19 protein-coding genes are annotated in these 16,202 nt (G+C 59.2%); 15 read left to right on the plus strand and 4 right to left on the minus strand.

The features are described 5' to 3' along the window. Positions 1 to 636 precede the first annotated feature (636 nt). The 4 genes from C450_RS23645 to C450_RS04390 all read left to right on the plus strand — a co-directional run bounded on the left by C450_RS23645 (position 637) and on the right by C450_RS04390 (position 2,275). Positions 637 to 933 (plus strand): DUF7388 family protein, encoded by a 297-nt coding sequence (locus C450_RS23645; RefSeq protein WP_005040527.1) that lies wholly within the window; start codon positions 637 to 639, stop codon positions 931 to 933. An 85-nt stretch (positions 934 to 1,018) separates the two neighbouring features. Then, positions 1,019 to 1,582, plus strand: coding sequence for a DUF7342 family protein (locus C450_RS04380; protein WP_005040530.1), 564 nt, complete (start codon positions 1,019 to 1,021; stop codon positions 1,580 to 1,582). A gap of 12 nt (positions 1,583 to 1,594) precedes the next feature. Next, positions 1,595 to 2,047: a hypothetical protein gene (locus C450_RS04385; RefSeq protein WP_005040532.1), complete on the plus strand. Its 453-nt coding sequence runs from the start codon at positions 1,595 to 1,597 to the stop codon at positions 2,045 to 2,047. A 60-nt stretch (positions 2,048 to 2,107) separates the two neighbouring features. Beyond that, positions 2,108 to 2,275 carry a hypothetical protein gene (locus C450_RS04390; RefSeq protein ID WP_005040534.1) on the plus strand — a complete coding sequence of 56 codons (168 nt, stop codon included), beginning with the start codon at positions 2,108 to 2,110 and terminating at the stop codon, positions 2,273 to 2,275. A gap of 45 nt (positions 2,276 to 2,320) precedes the next feature. Here the strand turns inward: C450_RS04390 and C450_RS04395 are convergent, their stop codons facing one another. After that, the gene (locus tag C450_RS04395; RefSeq protein WP_005040537.1) at positions 2,321 to 2,677 is read right to left on the minus strand and encodes a hypothetical protein; all 357 of its coding nucleotides are present in this window, start codon (positions 2,675 to 2,677) and stop codon (positions 2,321 to 2,323) included. A gap of 409 nt (positions 2,678 to 3,086) precedes the next feature. Between C450_RS04395 and C450_RS22015 the strand changes: the two genes are divergently transcribed. The 10 genes from C450_RS22015 (at position 3,087) to C450_RS04450 (ending at position 12,410) form a co-directional block, all read left to right on the plus strand. Beyond that, positions 3,087 to 3,692: a hypothetical protein gene (locus C450_RS22015; protein WP_005040541.1), complete on the plus strand. Its 606-nt coding sequence runs from the start codon at positions 3,087 to 3,089 to the stop codon at positions 3,690 to 3,692. Between the two features lie 435 nt (positions 3,693 to 4,127). Then, complete coding sequence (locus C450_RS04405; protein WP_005040544.1) at positions 4,128 to 4,610, plus strand: SWIM zinc finger family protein; 483 nt, start codon at positions 4,128 to 4,130, stop codon at positions 4,608 to 4,610. After that, complete coding sequence (locus tag C450_RS04410; protein WP_005040546.1) at positions 4,607 to 5,494, plus strand: hypothetical protein; 888 nt, start codon at positions 4,607 to 4,609, stop codon at positions 5,492 to 5,494. The genes C450_RS04405 and C450_RS04410 overlap by 4 nt, the downstream gene beginning before the upstream one ends. A 337-nt stretch (positions 5,495 to 5,831) precedes the next feature. Next, complete coding sequence (locus C450_RS04415) at positions 5,832 to 6,353, plus strand: hypothetical protein (protein ID WP_005040548.1); 522 nt, start codon at positions 5,832 to 5,834, stop codon at positions 6,351 to 6,353. Between the two features lie 133 nt (positions 6,354 to 6,486). Continuing rightward, complete coding sequence (locus C450_RS04420; protein WP_005040552.1) at positions 6,487 to 6,672, plus strand: hypothetical protein; 186 nt, start codon at positions 6,487 to 6,489, stop codon at positions 6,670 to 6,672. Next, the gene (locus tag C450_RS04425) at positions 6,669 to 6,878 is read left to right on the plus strand and encodes a hypothetical protein (RefSeq protein WP_005040554.1); all 210 of its coding nucleotides are present in this window, start codon (positions 6,669 to 6,671) and stop codon (positions 6,876 to 6,878) included. The genes C450_RS04420 and C450_RS04425 overlap by 4 nt, the downstream gene beginning before the upstream one ends. A gap of 121 nt (positions 6,879 to 6,999) precedes the next feature. Further along, on the plus strand, positions 7,000 to 7,269 hold the full coding sequence (locus C450_RS04430) for a hypothetical protein (protein ID WP_005040556.1): 270 nt from the start codon (positions 7,000 to 7,002) through the stop codon (positions 7,267 to 7,269). A 471-nt stretch (positions 7,270 to 7,740) separates the two neighbouring features. Continuing rightward, positions 7,741 to 9,294: an MBL fold metallo-hydrolase gene (locus C450_RS04440; protein ID WP_449271548.1), complete on the plus strand. Its 1,554-nt coding sequence runs from the start codon at positions 7,741 to 7,743 to the stop codon at positions 9,292 to 9,294. Positions 9,295 to 9,301: 7 nt separating this feature from the next. Then, positions 9,302 to 10,330 (plus strand): transcription initiation factor IIB, encoded by a 1,029-nt coding sequence (locus C450_RS04445; RefSeq protein ID WP_005040561.1) that lies wholly within the window; start codon positions 9,302 to 9,304, stop codon positions 10,328 to 10,330. Positions 10,331 to 10,793: 463 nt separating this feature from the next. Then, on the plus strand, positions 10,794 to 12,410 hold the full coding sequence (locus C450_RS04450; protein ID WP_005040562.1) for a lamin tail domain-containing protein: 1,617 nt from the start codon (positions 10,794 to 10,796) through the stop codon (positions 12,408 to 12,410). Between the two features lie 389 nt (positions 12,411 to 12,799). Here C450_RS04450 and C450_RS23650 read toward each other — a convergent pair whose 3' ends face one another. From C450_RS23650 to C450_RS04455, 3 genes are all read right to left on the minus strand, one after another. Further along, positions 12,800 to 13,141, minus strand: coding sequence for a DUF7853 family protein (locus C450_RS23650; protein WP_080510254.1), 342 nt, complete (start codon positions 13,139 to 13,141; stop codon positions 12,800 to 12,802). 344 nt (positions 13,142 to 13,485) lie between these two features. Then, a complete protein-coding gene (locus tag C450_RS22320; protein WP_169317807.1) occupies positions 13,486 to 13,641 on the minus strand; it encodes a DUF7563 family protein in 156 nt (51 codons plus the stop codon). A gap of 578 nt (positions 13,642 to 14,219) precedes the next feature. Further along, positions 14,220 to 15,614, minus strand: coding sequence for a cytochrome P450 (locus C450_RS04455; RefSeq protein WP_049909835.1), 1,395 nt, complete (start codon positions 15,612 to 15,614; stop codon positions 14,220 to 14,222). Between the two features lie 153 nt (positions 15,615 to 15,767). On the opposite strand from C450_RS04455, the gene C450_RS21430 reads away from it, so the two are divergent. After that, a complete protein-coding gene (locus C450_RS21430) occupies positions 15,768 to 16,187 on the plus strand; it encodes a hypothetical protein (protein ID WP_152424395.1) in 420 nt (139 codons plus the stop codon). Positions 16,188 to 16,202 lie beyond the last annotated feature (15 nt).

Below are 16,202 nucleotides of genomic sequence, written 5' to 3' on the forward strand. Positions count from 1 at the left end.
CACCGACGACGCACGAATCAAGCTACGCCAGCTCTATCCGGTCGAATTCGAGAAAGACTCGCAAGATCACAGTTGAAGCTACACTGAGTGCTAACTGGGGGTCCAGCAAAGCGTAGCTCCTACTGGGGGTCCGGCCGGCGAGATGCTGCGTGTGACTGCACCGATGGCGATGGCGCAGTGGCGGTGGCGCAGTGGCGGTGGCGATGACCGCGACAGCGACAGCAACGGTAGACATCCAGGATTGTGAGTGCTGCATCAGCATGGCCGGGGGCCAACTGCTGGTGCGGCTGCAGTGCGGATCGCCACAGCACCAGCGGCGGTTCGCCAGCAGCCGCTCGCTCGCCACAGCACCGCGACGGTAGCAGCGTTCGACCGCGACAGCACGTCGGGGGCCAGCAGGCGTGTCACGATCTTCGGGGGCCAGTCCAGCAGGCGGAGAAGCCCGCAGGCGTGCCTGAAGCAGGAACGAACACGCCGAAGACGACAGAGAACACGTCAGACTACGCAGCGACTACGCCCGATTACGCGGAGATTACGCCCGACTACACACCACAGGCAGGACCCCGGAGAGCGCCAGCCGGAACGTCGTTGTTCTCAGAGGCGCGCAGACAGCGCTCACAGCCGGGCGATGAACGGATGAACCCAGACGGGAGACACACCACGAAAGCAGTCAGCAGCGAGAGCAGCCCGCCCAGCGCCTCGGATGATCCGTCGGGCGGATCGAAAGCCGTCGGCTGGGTGCTTGTCGCTGGGTATCTGAGGTATCTCTCCGACACCGAACGCAAACGTGCCGTTGCGCCACGCTTCGGTGCGGCTCACGAGAATGCTCCGGATGCCTGGAACGGGACAGAGGGTGTCGAACGGCTCGCACTACCGACCGGTGGTACACCCAGTTCGAACTCCTTTCGCCGTCGGCACGAGGATCAACCGTGATTGGTCGGCGACTGGCCAGTCGCTGGAAATCGATATATTTCGACTTCAAGAAAGATATATAGGCTAGCGGCGAGAAGGGCGGAGCATGAGCGATGAGAACCCAATTGACGATACTACCCACGGACCACCCGCTGGTACCGCCCGGACACAGTGGCAGGAAGAGCGCACGACTTTCCAGCGGGTCTACGATGTGATCACCGGGGCCACAGAGTACACGTCCGCGAAGGAGATCGGTGAGCGTGCTGACTGCTCGACCGATGGGGCTCGCAGAGTGCTTTCGCAGCTCATCGAGATGGGTATCGTTGAGTATCAGGGCGACCGCCCCAGAGAGTACCGACGCAACGACTCGTACTTTCGCTGGAGGCGCGTCGACACGCTTGCGCGCGAGCACTCCGTGTCCGACCTCCGTGAGCAGGTTGACGCCCTTCTCGAAGAAGACCAGTCGTTCCAGGACCGCTTCGAGGCCCCCGATCCGAACGCGGTCTCTCCGGCGGTGTTCGAGCATGTCGAGCACGAGTCGATCCACGAGCAATGGGAAGGGCTAACACGCTGGCGGAGTGTCCGTGAGGATCTCGAAGTCCTCCAACAGGCCATCCACCGTGCCGAACGAGACAGCGAAGGGAACGCCAAGACGTCGGCATCGGCGTAGCCACTAACTCTGATGTCTGACGACGACAACGAGCGCAGCGACGATTCGCTACCCAGTGGTCGGCTCGATGTGCCAACGCTGCAAACGCTCGCCCAGCGTGCCACAACTCACTCACTCGTCGACGAGTGGGAGTTCGATCCATCCAGCCTTTCGCCACGTATGCTTCGCCTCTTCTTGGACGCAGATTCCTACCCACCCGATGTGACGAGTGTGCGTATCGACATCCGGTGGTTCACCACTGGTGACTACTCGTTCCACTACCTCGAAGAGTACGGAGAAACGACTGATCCATACCAGTGCCGGTGGGATCGCCATCCGAAAACCAGCGCGCCACGGATGCACTTTCATCCACCGCCGAACGCTGGCAGCGCAGAGTCTGTCTCGCTTGAGTCCCATCACTTGGCCGTCCTCTTCGCTGTTCTCGACTGGGTGAGCGAACGAGTCCACCAGCTCCACGCGGACTAGGGTCCGATCTGTTGCTGGTGAAATAGATACTTTCAAGAGAACGGACAAAAGAGCGCGTCTGTGGCGAATACCATCGTCAAATCGGCCGTGAAGGAAGAACTCGACAATATGAACGTCGCGGCGGATTTCTACGACGCGCTCGATAGCGAAGTCCAAGACCTGCTCGAAGACGCTGAACGGCGAGCGAGCGATAACGACCGCAAGACGGTGCAGTCCCGCGACCTGTAAGGTTCGCTCGTCGATTTGTCGTCTCGATCTCGTGACCGACCAGCTCTAGCTCTCCGTGGCAGCCGGGTGCTTGTCCCCGTCCTCGTAGACAGTATCACCGACCGTGATCGCCTCGCCAAGCTCGTTGCTCAGGCGCTTGAGTGTCGTATCAGTCTCGTCTTCGGGCAGATACCAGAGTACGAGGCGGTCGGACGGTTGGCGCTTCTCGACTTTCCCCTCGACCGCGAGATCGCGCAGTTTCCGCCGTGCAGTCGCTCGCGTGCATCCCATCGCTTCAACGATGTCCGCCGTCGTCGCGACCTGTCGCGGAGCCTGCTGGACCAGCTCGTACACTCTCTCGACTGGATACATCTCCGCGTACTTGCCGTCGTCAGTCCACTCGCGTTCGGTTTGATCCGACATACACGATAGTACGAAACCCAGTGACGTGAAGGTTGGGGTATTAGGCTACAGTCAAACCAGCACGTACCCACACCAACTGAAACCAGCGATGGTATCACTATACGGAACAGGCTAATGTGGAAGGCGATGAGAAAGCGCAATTGGCGGTCTCAGCGGAGCCGCAGATACGCGATTATGACAAGCCCAACGTTCCTACGCCGCACAGCGCCGCAGCCAGCACTGCATATCGGTCACGATCACTAAAACCACAAGAGTGCGATAATAGACCGTAACCGAGAAGGCGAGCAATTAAGTGCATAGGGCTATTACGGTGGAGTAGAGACAGACCGGCTCCTTGGGGCACTTTCGAGCGAAAGGAAGTGCCCGCGCGTCTCAGCGCGCGGGCCGGTCTGTTTCAGCCACACAGACCATGAGCGCCTACGAATCCAACGGGCAAGAAACGTCCGGTTGCATCGGCCTGAAAACCACGGTTTGCCACAACGGCGTCATCAACGTCAAGCGCCCGGAATCCGACCGAGCGCACTCGGTGTTCGTTGACGATGAGGGCGAGATCGTTCGCTGTTCCTGCAAGGGTCACAAGTACAACGGTAACTGTGTCCATCAGGACGAGATCGAAACCCGCCCGCTCGTGCGGACGAGCGCGGTGGCGGCGGCAACCGAAACCAGCCAGCAGATCGCCACCGACGGCGGGACCACACAGGCTCGCCAAACCGACAACGACGACATCCAGACTGACACCACCACCGACGATCACCGGCCACAGACCGACCATTGGGGCAACGAGGTCGAACATTTCGACGATGGACCTGTCGGTGCGGGCGAGAAATCGGAATGTCAGTCCTGCGGTGCGCGGTTCGAGATCGCGCTGATCGCGGCCACCAAAGACAGCAGTAACCGGAACTGGGAGGAGTTCTATCGCTGCGAAGCCTGCGGCGCGAGAGGTTCGTTCCGGTTCAATGGTCGGTGCGACACCCGATCATGGACTGGCCGAATCGCATACCCGGACGAGCGATGAACTGCGTGATTTGCGGGTGTTCTGACGCCACATGCGACGATCCGGTTGCGCCTCGGTCGGCCAAGCGCCGGCTGTGTGCGATATATGCTCGCCGGGAGGGTAGCCGGTAACGCTCGCGCCGGACGCTTCTCTCGGACCGCCGGCTTTTCTCGCCGCACGAGCGGCGACAAGCGGTCAGTTAGCCGTCTCAGCGGAGCCAAGCACACGCGATTATGACAAGCCCAACCTTTCCACATCGCACAGTGCCGCAGCCAGCGCTACACACCGTCCGTGAGCGGCGAAACCGCAAGAGAGCAATAACAAACCGTAACCGAGAAGCCAAACGATTAAGTGGATAGTGCTAATATGGTGGGGTAGAGACAGACCGGCTCCACAGGGCGTTATCAAAGCGCCTGCGCGCTGTGACGCGCGGGCTGGTTGTCTCGGCCAACAACCATGAGCACGAACGAAACACCTCAGACGGAAGCACCGACCACCAACCACCAGCGCGATACCGAAGCCGTCGCAAAGCGTGTCCACCGCGCGCTCGATAGCTTCTTCCACGTCGAGGCAACTGTCGATGACGGTGAATACACGGTGTTCAGCGGTTCGAGCAGCACCTACACGGTAGACCTGTCGGACGGAACCTGTACGTGCCCGGACGGTCAGCGCGGGCCGTGGTGTAAGCACGCCTACCGCGCCGCGTTCGTGGCCGGCGAAATCCCCGACATTGACGGCGTTCACGTCGCCGTCAGCGAAGACGACAGCAGCGACGACGATCGAGACGTGGACGGCGAAAACGACGACAGCGAAACGCTCGCCGAGCGCGTCGAGCGCTTCGAGCAGGCCAATCCCGACGCTTCGGCCATCATGGTCATCAGCCAGCTCGGAATCGACCCCAACCAGAAAGAGCGCGTCGAGGAGGTGCTCGCCGAATGACCGACTCCCCGACTGTCACCCAGCAGTATTCGTTTTCTATCGGTGAGGACGGCGATACCGACGGGATTGAACCCTCCGAGGAGAGCGTCAAAACGTCGCTGGAAGCGTTCGGTGCGTCGGTGGATCACCGTGACCGTGACACTCGAATCGCCCAGCCCGAAGCCAGCAGTTTCGGAGTGGACGACCGCACAGTAGTCACCCGCAGCGACGGCGGCGAGCAGCGCGCGCTATTCGCCGACACCGACGACGACCAGCAGACCCTTACCGGCGAACGCGCCGCGAGCCAATGTCTCTTCGAGAACGACACCGGCAGCGACGACCATACCAGTGAACCCACCGCGAACACGAACGACGAGGCTCCGCGAGCACTCGCCGACGGCGGGCGCGTCGAGCACGATGGGAGCGACGAGAGCGGGCCGCAGAGCGATGATAGCAGCGACAGGAGCAGTGAGCCAGACGAGCCGGACAACAACCACGAGGACGACGAGGATAGCACATTCGACGCCGACGCGGAGACCGTTACCGAGGCATGGGAAGGTGCGTATATCTCCGCCAGTTGGGGCTACAACCAGACGAACGTCGAACTCGCCCAGATTGTCGAAGTCAGCGAGAGCGGGAAGACCGTACTCGCCCGGTTCGTCACCGCCGAACGCGTCGATCACGGCCGCACGAGCGAACAACTCCGGCCGACCGCCGAACAGTACGGCGATGAGTTTCGCCTTCACGTCCGCGACGGGATCGACGGTAACCCGTACTTTCGGGGCAGCTACCCGCTCGGCAACGACGGCGACATGGACGGACCCACCCGTCGAGGGTCATTCTACCCGTGGAGCAACGACCCTGAAAGCTCGATTCGACAGACAGCGACTAACCACGGCCACTAGCTCGCCAATCGCCTAATCAGCCCGCCGAACAGTCGCATTTTCCGAGCGCGTGAACGATGAGAAGCGGTCAGTTTGCCGTCTCAGCGGAGGCGGGCATACGCCATTATGACAAGTCCAACTTCACCACACCGCACAGTCCCGCAGCCAGCGCCACACACCGTCCGTGAGCGACGAAAACCGCAAGAGGACAATAATAGACCGTAACCGAGAAGAGGAGACGTTAAGTGCATGGCGCTATTGCGATGTAGTAGAGACAGACCGGCCCCTCGGGGCATTTTCTAACGAGGAAAGTGCCCGCGCGCTGTGACGCGCGGGCTGGTTGTCTCGGCCAACAACCATGATCACGAACGAACCCAGCGGACAAGAACCCGACGGATCGACCACCGTCCAGCAGCCAACCAGCGAAGCGGACGGCGAGACAGTCCACGCGGTGGGCGACTGGGCGCTCGTCGTCCGGGCGGATGGGCGTGTCGAAGCCCGCACGCACTGGCCCAACGGCGACCCGAAGACGTTCACGACCGCTTCCACCGACGGAGCCCCCGAGCCGAGCGCGACCTACCGCTACGGCAAGAGCATCGAGGGCGTTCTCGCGCGCTACACTCACGAGACCCGCTTCGAGCGCGATACACACGAACACGGCGCGGCGCTCCGGCGAGGAATCATTAAGACGCTGTGTGCGCTCGCGCCGGAAACGTCCCCTAACGGCACCGACCGCCAGCCCGTCGGCGTCATCCACGTCAACGCGCCGACCGGCCCCTCGACGTACATCGTCAGCGAGGACAACACCGACACCGGCACTTACGCGACGTTCTTCCCGTTCGAGGCCGCGAGCGAGAGCACCACGGGGGCAGACCGATGAGCGACCGCGAAACGTACGATTGCTCACAGTGTGACGACACCCATCCCATATCGTTCGATTCCGACGGATACGGACTCGCGTGGTGCCGCTCGCGGGGAACGACCCTCGTCTCAAAACCCGAGAAGACCGAAGCATGAGCGACCGCGAGCGCGCCCTGCCGAGCCTGGAGAGCGTTCAGTTTGTGCTCGGTGCCTCGGTGTATGCCTACGAGGACGGGCGCGTGGACATCGTTTCGTGGGGCGAACACGGTGGTATCAGCCTTGTCGGGTGGGGCGAACTCCGCAAACTCGGCGAAGACGAGCGGGAGGCCAAAGCATGATCGAGCGCGAAACGGGCGAACTCACGCCCGCGATGCTTTCCGGCACACCCGTCGGTAGTCCCGGCGGCATGGCCGTCTGCGACACCTGCAATCGCCGACGCACCGACGGCCACCGCGAGCACGACCACGGGGACAGAGAAGTCGACACCGTGTACGCCTACGCGACCCGCGTTCGCGGGACGAATCAGTGGTCGCTCCGACGCTGACCAGCATAAACGAAAGAGTAAGTGGTATGCAGCACCGTCGTACCCGAAAACGAACAGATCTGTGCCCCGAGTCTCGCCATCCTCGGAACCAACGTTCACAGGTACCAAAACGGTGAACACTATGACCATCATACAGGATCGCACTAACCGCGAGCGAGTAGAAGACACACTACTGACACTGCTTGAAACCGACGAGAACGGCAACAGCTATCGGTACTTTCGTGCGTCAGATCTCGCCGAGATCGGCCCGGAGGTATCGGGTGCGATCGCTGGGTCGCACCTCCCGCAGATCGAGGACGACTCACCACTGTCGAATGGGCTGATCGTCGAGCGATACAACGATACGGACTGTGGACCGACACTGTGGATCGTTCGGCGGGAAAAGTCATGACAGAGAGACATACCGATCGGACTCTCGACGACCTCGGTCAACGGTCGGGAGGCGCATGATGTCCTCACAGAACGGAACGTCCCCGTCGCAGCCACAGTCGCTCGAAGAAATCGTTCACGAGTATGCTCCACCCGGCGAGTCGTGGCCGTCACTTCCGGCTTTCCACCCAGAGTCTGGGTGGGAGTTCAGTACCGTCCACCGTCGGACACGTCCAGGACGCGAGGACGAGACACAGATCTGTCCAGCGACCGGCGAAGAGATCCCGGTATCAGAGCCGCACATCTGCGTCACAGTCCGTCGCGACGAGTGGCCCGGTGAGTCGAGCTCGACAGCTGAGTTCAAGCAGTTCGTGTTTCCGAACCGGGACACACTCAGGCAGTGGTTCGAAGAGGATGATCAATGAGCGAGACGGATGCTGACGCTACGCCGACCGTGACCGAGGCTGACGAGACCGGCACGATGCAACCCGAGATGCAGATCCTCCCGCGCGGTGGCGTGCGCGAGGTAGGCCGGAGCTGTTTCGAGATCGACGTCGGCGACCGGACGTATCTCGTCGATTGTGGCATCAAACAGGGCTACAAGACGGAGTATCCGCTGTTCCGCGGCCTCGGCCCTGGAGAAGTCGATGCGGTGTTTCTCACCCACGCTCACGTCGACCACATCGGTGCGCTCCCGGTCGCCGAGCAGCGCGGGCTGTTGGCCGACGATGCCCCGATCATCGCCACACGGCCGACGAACGCGCTTGCTCACATCCTGTTGCACGATTCGCTGAAGATTCACAAGCTACAGGCAGAGGAACTCGGCGAGCCCCAGCAGTTCACCGCTGAGGACGTCGAGAAGGTCCTCAATCGGTTCGAGGGACACGGCTACGAGGGCGGGAGTCGCTACAATATCGGCTTCCGCTTCGGCCACGCCGGCCACCTGCTCGGCAGTACGTGGCTCGCACTCGACGCCGACGGCCGGCGCGTCGTGTTCTCTGGAGACTTGGGTGGGCGATCGGGCCATCTCCCCGCGATCGAAGAGCCGCCGCTCGCCGACGAGTTGATCCTCGAATCCACCTACGGCGACACGCTCACGCATCCGTCGCTGTCGAGCGCGAAAAACGACCTCTACGAGACCGTCGTCGAGGCCCAACAAAACGATCAACCTGTGCTCATCCCCACGTTCGGGATCGGACGCTCCCAAGAAGTGCTACAGCTGTTCCGCGAGCGCGAGGCCACTCTCGAACAGGACGTCGACGGCGAGGTGGATGTTGTCTACGACGGGATGATCCGCGACTCGATGGCGGTCTACAACGCTTTTGCGACGGATCAGCACGTCGCGGAATCGCTTGTGAACTATCGGATCAACGCCGAAGACCCCGAGCCGTTCGTCCCTGATAGCGCTCGCACGCCCGAGACCGTCGAGGACCGTCACGAACTCGTCGACGGCGAGGACTCCCCCGTGATCGTTGCGCCGAGCGGGATGTTCACTGGCGGCTGGTCGCCGTTCTATCTGTGGCAAATGAGCCAGCACTACCAGGACGCGAAGGTGGTATTTACCGGCTATCAGGCCGAAGGGACGACGGGCCGCGATCTCTTGGAGGAGCCGGGCGACGTCGCTTCGGTCACCGTCTCGGCGCTCATGGCTCCCGAGGAAGCCGACGATTCCGAGGCTGAGGAGTTCGCGTTTCATGATGTCTCGATCGACGTCCCGACGCGGTGGCTCCACAGCGTCGAAGGACTGTCTCTTATACACATCTCTGAGAGGGCTGGCAAGNTCACGCCACCGCGCGGGAGGATCTGCATCTCGGGTTGCATCGTGCCGGTCTCGTTGGAAAGACGGGGGCGGTGCCGAACGATCTCGAACAGCTCCAGCAGCGCCACGATCGCCTCGAAAACGAGATGGATGCGCTTGCCGAGGAGATCGAACGGTTGGAACACGAGTGGAAGTCCCAGCAGCAGATTTGAGCGGGCGCTAACTCTTGCATTTATATCGGATCTCTTACTGAAACGACGGCAAAGGTTTACGCATGAATCATTATAAAATCATAATGGAGCGTCCTACCCGCCAGCGCGAGCGCAATACCGAAACCGAGGAGCTAGCGCAGGAAACGGAGGACGAACGAGCCTGTCCCGAGTGTGAGTCGGCCAGTCTCACCAATAGCGCCGATCAAGGAGAACTCGTCTGTGATGACTGTGGCCTGATTCTTGAAACCGACAATATCGACCGCGGTCCTGAATGGCGAGCATTCAACCACTCCGAACGACAGAGCAAGTCCCGCGTTGGCGCGCCGACCACCCAAACGATGCATGACAAAGGACTCACTACTCAGATCGGGTGGCAAGACAAAGACGCCTATGGCCGCTCTCTGTCCGCCGAAAAACGGTCACAGATGAACCGTCTCCGGAAATGGCAGGAGCGGGTCCGAACCAAAGACGCCGGTGAACGCAATCTCCAGTTTGCACTCAGTGAAACCGACCGGATGGCGAGCGCACTCGGTGTGCCCCGTTCGGTTCGAGAGGTTTCCTCGGTCATCTACCGACGTGCGCTCTCCGAGGACCTCATCCGCGGACGCTCCATCGAAGCCGTGGCCGCCAGCGCTCTCTATGCTGCCTGTCGCAAAGAAGGAATCCCCCGCAGCTTGGAGGAGGTCACTCATGTCGCTCGCGTCGAACAGAAAGAGATCGGCCGGACCTACCGCTATATTGCCCGCGAACTCGAACTCGGAATGCGACCGGTCGATCCACAGAAATACGTNACCTACCGCTATATTGCCCGCGAACTCGAACTCGGAATGCGACCGGTCGATCCACAGAAATACGTTCCCCGGTTTTGTTCCAGCCTCGATCTGAGCGAAGAAGTCCAATCCAAAGCTAACGAGGTCATTGAAGCCAGCGCAGCAGAGGGGCTCCTCTCGGGGAAATCGCCGACGGGGTACGCTGCTGCTGCAATCTACGCCGCTTCATTACTCTGTAATGAAAAGAAGACCCAGCGCGAAGTCGCCGACGTTGCACAGGTGACCGAAGTCACTATCCGGAATCGGTATCAGGAACAGATCGAAGCAATGGGAATTCAGTAGACGATCACGAGGTGAAGCCGAACACTGGCCGATGGCCCCACGCCGATGCTCCATGCCTGAATCCAGCAAGGATCATTCGGCCGATTGGGGGAACCATTGTGGATTCTCGATCCCGACCCCTCCCGAGGGGTCGACCTGCGGGTAGGGGATGTCGATGCCAGCCACTCCAAAGCGCTGCTTGACGTTGGTTACGTACTCACCGCGGGTTTCAGGAAATCTGCGCGAGGAGAGTCCGACGTAGGAGTCGGCGAGTGCATGTCGGTGCTCATTCGCACCAGAGGAGCTGGGTCGTCGAGGATGTCAGGGTGCTTTTCGGCCTCCTCGATAATGAGGTCGAAATGCCTTCATCAGAACCCAGATCAAAGGCAGTATCGTGGTGGGTCAACCCGCTCACGTACTCTTTTCATCAATCAACTGCCGAGTTCCCAAATGCTTCTTACAACCCGTATAGAACGAAAGGACGATGGCACCCGACTACAGCCGGAGCGAAACCTACGAAGTCAGTGTCACGAACGTCACCGACGGCGACACGTTGGATGTCGAGTTTCCCGACGGGGCGACCGAAGAGCTCCGGGTGATCGGGATTGATGCCCCCGAGACAGAGAGCAACCGGCAATTCGAACGACCACAGGAGTGGGAAGGGCTAGAGGAGCCCGACTATCTCGCCCAGTGGGGAGAGAACGCAAAGGAGTACGCGAAGACCGAATTCGCTGGAGCAACTGTCACTGTCTCGTTCGACGAAAACGAGCCGATACGCGGTGAGTACGACCGATTGTTGATGTACGTCGAGACGCCCTCCGAGGACGACGGCCAAGCGCGCCTCTACAATCGCGCTCTCATCGAAGAGGGTCTCGCACGGGTGTACGGCTCCAGTCTGACACACCACGCGGAGTTCTGGGCGGCCGAAGACGAAGCTCGCACGAACGGTGTTGGGCTATGGGCGGAGAGCAATCCCGAAGCGACGACCGAATCCCGTGATCGTCCCGTCACCGATCTCTTCATCCCGAAACTGTCGAGCATTCATACCGACTCGGGAGCGCTCGCGGACGACCGCGTACCGGTGTCCGCGGAGTCGACTGCCCGACAGGAGTTGCAGGATCACGACCACGGCGTTGAGTACGATCGAATTCCCTTGGTTGGGATCGATACCGACGCTCGAACCGGCATGATCGGCGGGCTCCTCATCGACGAGAAGTACGAGAAGGCCGAAGGGTTCGGAGTCGATACGGCGAATTTCGAGAACTTCGTCTTCCTTACGAATCTCATCGACCATCTCAGTGACCGGTCCGGGTCGGTTCTCATTGACGGCGGTCACGGTCAGTTCAGCGTGGAGTACGCGATCACCAACGAAGAGGCCGCCTACTACCAGCACTATCTCGAAGGCCAGGATGGCATCGGGTTCGAGCAGGTCAACGAGTTCAGGGAGGCGCGATTCGCCGATGCACGAGCGATGATCGTCTCGTCGCCCGCCTCTCCCTATACCGATACTGAAATCGATCTACTCGCGGAGTTCAGAGACAACGGCGGCGCAGTCGTATTTCTGGGCAGCGCGGCAGCGAACGCCACTGCACGGGAGAACCTGAATACCCTCGTGGAGCAGCTGGGATCGGATCTCCGGCTCAACGAGGATCAAGTGTTCGACGCGACGCACAAGGTGAACGATGATTCGTCGCTTCCCTACACCACGGCGTTCGACACCTCGTTTCCGCTGTTCGACGCCTACAGTCCGGAGTCGGACTCCGGCAGTCGGGGAACGCTGTCGCTTTCGAAGATCCACGCCAATGCAGCAGGAGACGAATACGAAAATCTGAACGACGAATATCTCGTGTTCACGAACCCAGGAAACGATACGCTTGATCTAACCGGGTCGGTGGTTCACGACGAGGCCGGCCACGAGTATGCGTTTCCGGAGGGCGTGACGCTGTCGCCGGGTGAATCGGTGACACTCCATACGGGTTCTGGGTCCGACGACGATACGGGGTTGTACTGGGGCGCTTCGGCACCGATCTGGAACAATACAGGGGACGAAGTGACGGTGACCGATGCAAGTGGAAATACGATGCTCAGCCACGAGTATTGAGTTTCGTCACGACAAGCGAGAAGTCTAAGAACTGTCGACAAGCCGCATTACACCCCGACACTCCGAGCAAGCGAACGAAGAGGAGTGCTTGCCCTCGGCGTCGCGGACGCGATTGTCACAATTGACACACTCATAGACTAGTTCGGCCATGGTCTGGTGTTGCGTCTCGCACCACATGAGTCTACTCGCCGTTTTCGGTGGCTGGGAGCGTTTGAGACACCGCTTCTCCGCCATATGGTTCATCGGGCGGGGATGCCCGAATGGTCCAGGAAGTAGTGAGCACGGGGCCAGCAACGAACCAAGCAATGAGAAAAGGCTCCAAAGGTTGGAGCGAGCATCTACTCACACCGGACCGCGAGAGCGAGTGCGAGCGGAGTAGGATGGGGGTGTCACGTACCGCCTAGTGTTGGTTGGAGTTGTTCGATGTGCTGGGTAATGCGGTGGAGAAGTTGTTCGAGTTGCGGCCGTTCGACCTCCCACCAGGTCGGAGACCGTTGATACATTGTGAGAACGTCCCGGATCGCTTCGAGCTGGGCAAGCGTGAATTGAGTGTTACCGCTATCAAGCGTCTCGAAGGCTTGGAATACTTCTGTTGGCGGTAGATCAACGTCCGCTGTTACTTCGGTTGATTCTTTGTCAATCCGGTCAAGGAGGACGTGGTGGAGCGTCCAGTGTTGTTCAGGGGTTAGCGAGAGTGTGACTGAAGGCGGAGGGAGCGGTGGGTTACTCATATGTTGGATTGTGTGTCTTTGAGGGTACAGTTGCGTTCTCAATAAACCTTGTTAGCATTACCCATACAAAGGAGATTCTGGACCGACATTACCGAGTGGGACGTTGCATCTCGCGACGGCGAGTAGCCGTCGAGTAGCACGCTCACCTCAGCGACGATACCGCTGCCGCTACCGAACGACAACAGGAGATGTCGGTGACGTATTGCTCTTCGAATGACCGTGGGCCAACCAGTTTGTTGTAATCTGATTTTCACGAAGGGACCAAACTATCAGACTGGTGGTATAGTCGACGTCTTCCCCGGCCCATAGCCGGCGACTGGAGTGCAGGATCGCTGGCCCGGTCACTACTTCCTACGGGATTTAGCTTCTCGAACCTCGCCGTCGCTTCGGAGCATATCAGGGCATTCGGGACAGACCCGTACGGTGTCCATTTCAGGGGGTGCGAACACCCGGACGTACTGGTCGGTCACGAACGCGCCACAGTTCTCGCACTCGGGCATGGCCGATGACGCGATTCACCCTACTTTATTCTATCGGTCTTGTTGGTGGATTTTCGATGCCAATGGACGCTTCGCTGGTGATTTCGATCTTGCTAAACAACCGATCAGAGGCAGTCATCTGCTATTTAGCAAGGAGGTATAAGGTCGGCTGCTAGTTTTGAGAACTCCCCCCGAACGAGACAAGCGTATTGGTTGCTGATGACCGATGACCTGGAGTCCCAAGCTCTCAGAATTAACGACCGACACTATAGCCACTGAACCGAGACTGGAGTTCAATACTGTTCCAAGAAGAGCGATCGCAGGTTGCTCAGTCTACAGCAGGTCCACCATTTGAGCTGTCGGTTGGGGGTGATGAGTCCACCACCTCGGGATCGATGACCGTCAGCCAGTGTCGCTGTTCGGCAACGTCCGCAACCGCGCCGAGCCGCGCGTGAACCACATACTCCTCTGCCCCCTGTGTGGGGTGACGAACCTCCGCAACAAGACAACAACCTGTGATGTGAGAACTCTAAAAATCAGTGCTAATCACTATAACTCACCAATCCACAAGCGCTGGCTACGAGACGGGAGGAAACCAACTATCGTTTTCGAAGTGTCATCGGCAATCCGTTCTGCGTCTTCGTCGTCATTTCTGGCTCAATGGCAATGTCTGTCTCGTCACCGGTCCATTCGAGATCGAACTCCTGACCGATCGTCGCGAGCGCGAGCGTTGCTTCAAGCCGGGCAAACTCTCGGCCAATACATGTCCGTCGTCCACCCCCGAACGGAATGAAAGCATAATCGTCTAACTGCTCCTCGAACCCATCGGTCCAGCGCTCAGGTCGGAACTCCAGCGGGGCGTCGTAGTACCGCTCGTCACGATGGATCGAGATCACCGAGAGATGTACCTGTTCATCCGACGGAAGCCGATAGCTCCCGACATCTACCTCTCTCGTTGTTTGTCGAGGGATCGTATGGATAGGTGGGTAGAGGCGAAGCGTCTCGGTGACGATTCGGTTGGTGAGATCGAGACGGCTCACATCATCTCGCGTCGGTGGCCTTCCATCGAGCACTGTGTCGAGTTCCTCATGGAACGCGGCGCAGACATCGGGTTCGGCCGCCAGCGAATACAAAGCGAACGCGATAGCGGCCGCTGTTGTCTCATACCCGGCGAAAATCATCGTCAGCATCTGATCTTCGATTTCCTCGGGACTTAGATGGTCATCACCTGCTGCCTCGCCTGCCTCAGACAGTTTCGAGAGCAACGTTTCGCTCTCTGAACCACCTGATTGGCTCTCGGAGGCGGATTGCCCTACTTGATCAGCGAGCGTCACCGTGCCCGATTTATCGGCATATTCATACTCCGCGAGTAATCGGCGGATTTCGACTCGCAGCCGCGATTCCGAATTGCTGAATTCGCGGCGGGATGGCGTCGGCACCCACAGAGGGAGCAACCAGGAAGTCGGAACAAACCACTTGTTGAGACCGTCCGATGCATCGCGCAGATCGTCACCTTCGCCGGGTGCCAGATCACGACCGAACAGTGTTGCGAATAGAATCTCAATCGTGAGATCCTGCATTTCAGATTCGATATCCCGGTTCTCACCGTCTTCCCACGTTGAGAGCCGACGCTGGGTTGCAGCAACCATATTATCCGCATAGCCGCTCACCCGTTCGGGGTGAAACAGCGGTTGTAGAATATCACGTTGACGACTCCACTGCTCGCCTTCAGTAGACAGCACCCCGTTCCCAAATACTCGATTGAAATCATCCGTCTTGCCAAACGCATCGACATCCGTAACGAGCGCCTGTTTCAGATACTCCGCCCCCGCGAGAACATACACATCTGTACCCGGCAACTCCATGCAGTAGACGTCGCCACATTCGCTCGTGGCGCGATCAACAAACCCGAAAGGATCGTCACCGAAATCAATTGCGTGACCAATGATGGGAGAGCCTTCGGGCGAAGGAGGTAGCTGTGTATTATTACACATCAGCTAGACCTCGCCGATGGAAGTTGAAAGGCACTTCACAACAGGCCCAGAAGAAGCCGCCAGATAAAACCATAGATCACACGTTTGATCACTCAAAACATGTCTATACAAACACATCCTCTATCTGGCCGAGAACTCAGTGTTCGAGAGGTTATGAACGGGATTGTTGACACAAAGCGATTGGATATTTTGCGTGCAGTAAACAATCTCTCACTCCCCACCAAGCGAGGTGACGTTGCCTCCCGCGCAGAGACATCACGAAAGACAGCGAAAAAGCATCTTTCAGAACTTCGTGAACATGGTATTGTTAAAATTTATCGAGGTAATATCGAACCGACCGCTGGCGGAAAGTTACTTTTAGAAGCAATACAAGACTGTCTCACAGCGATCCCAATCACAGAAGATGAACTCGCGGAATTGACCCGGACTGAAACCCCGCTCTCAATCTTATCAAATCTACACACAGAATATCAGAGCACGGAAGAGATCCAGCGAAGAATCAGTAGTTCACAAAGCGGGTTAGGTGAGTGGGCTGCTCGGTCGGTTGATGCAGCCAAACCAAGCAGCCAATGAACTCACCGAAGAGCA

Origin of the sequence: Halococcus salifodinae DSM 8989 (assembly GCF_000336935.1) — an archaeon.
GTDB classification, from domain to species: domain Archaea; phylum Halobacteriota; class Halobacteria; order Halobacteriales; family Halococcaceae; genus Halococcus; species Halococcus salifodinae.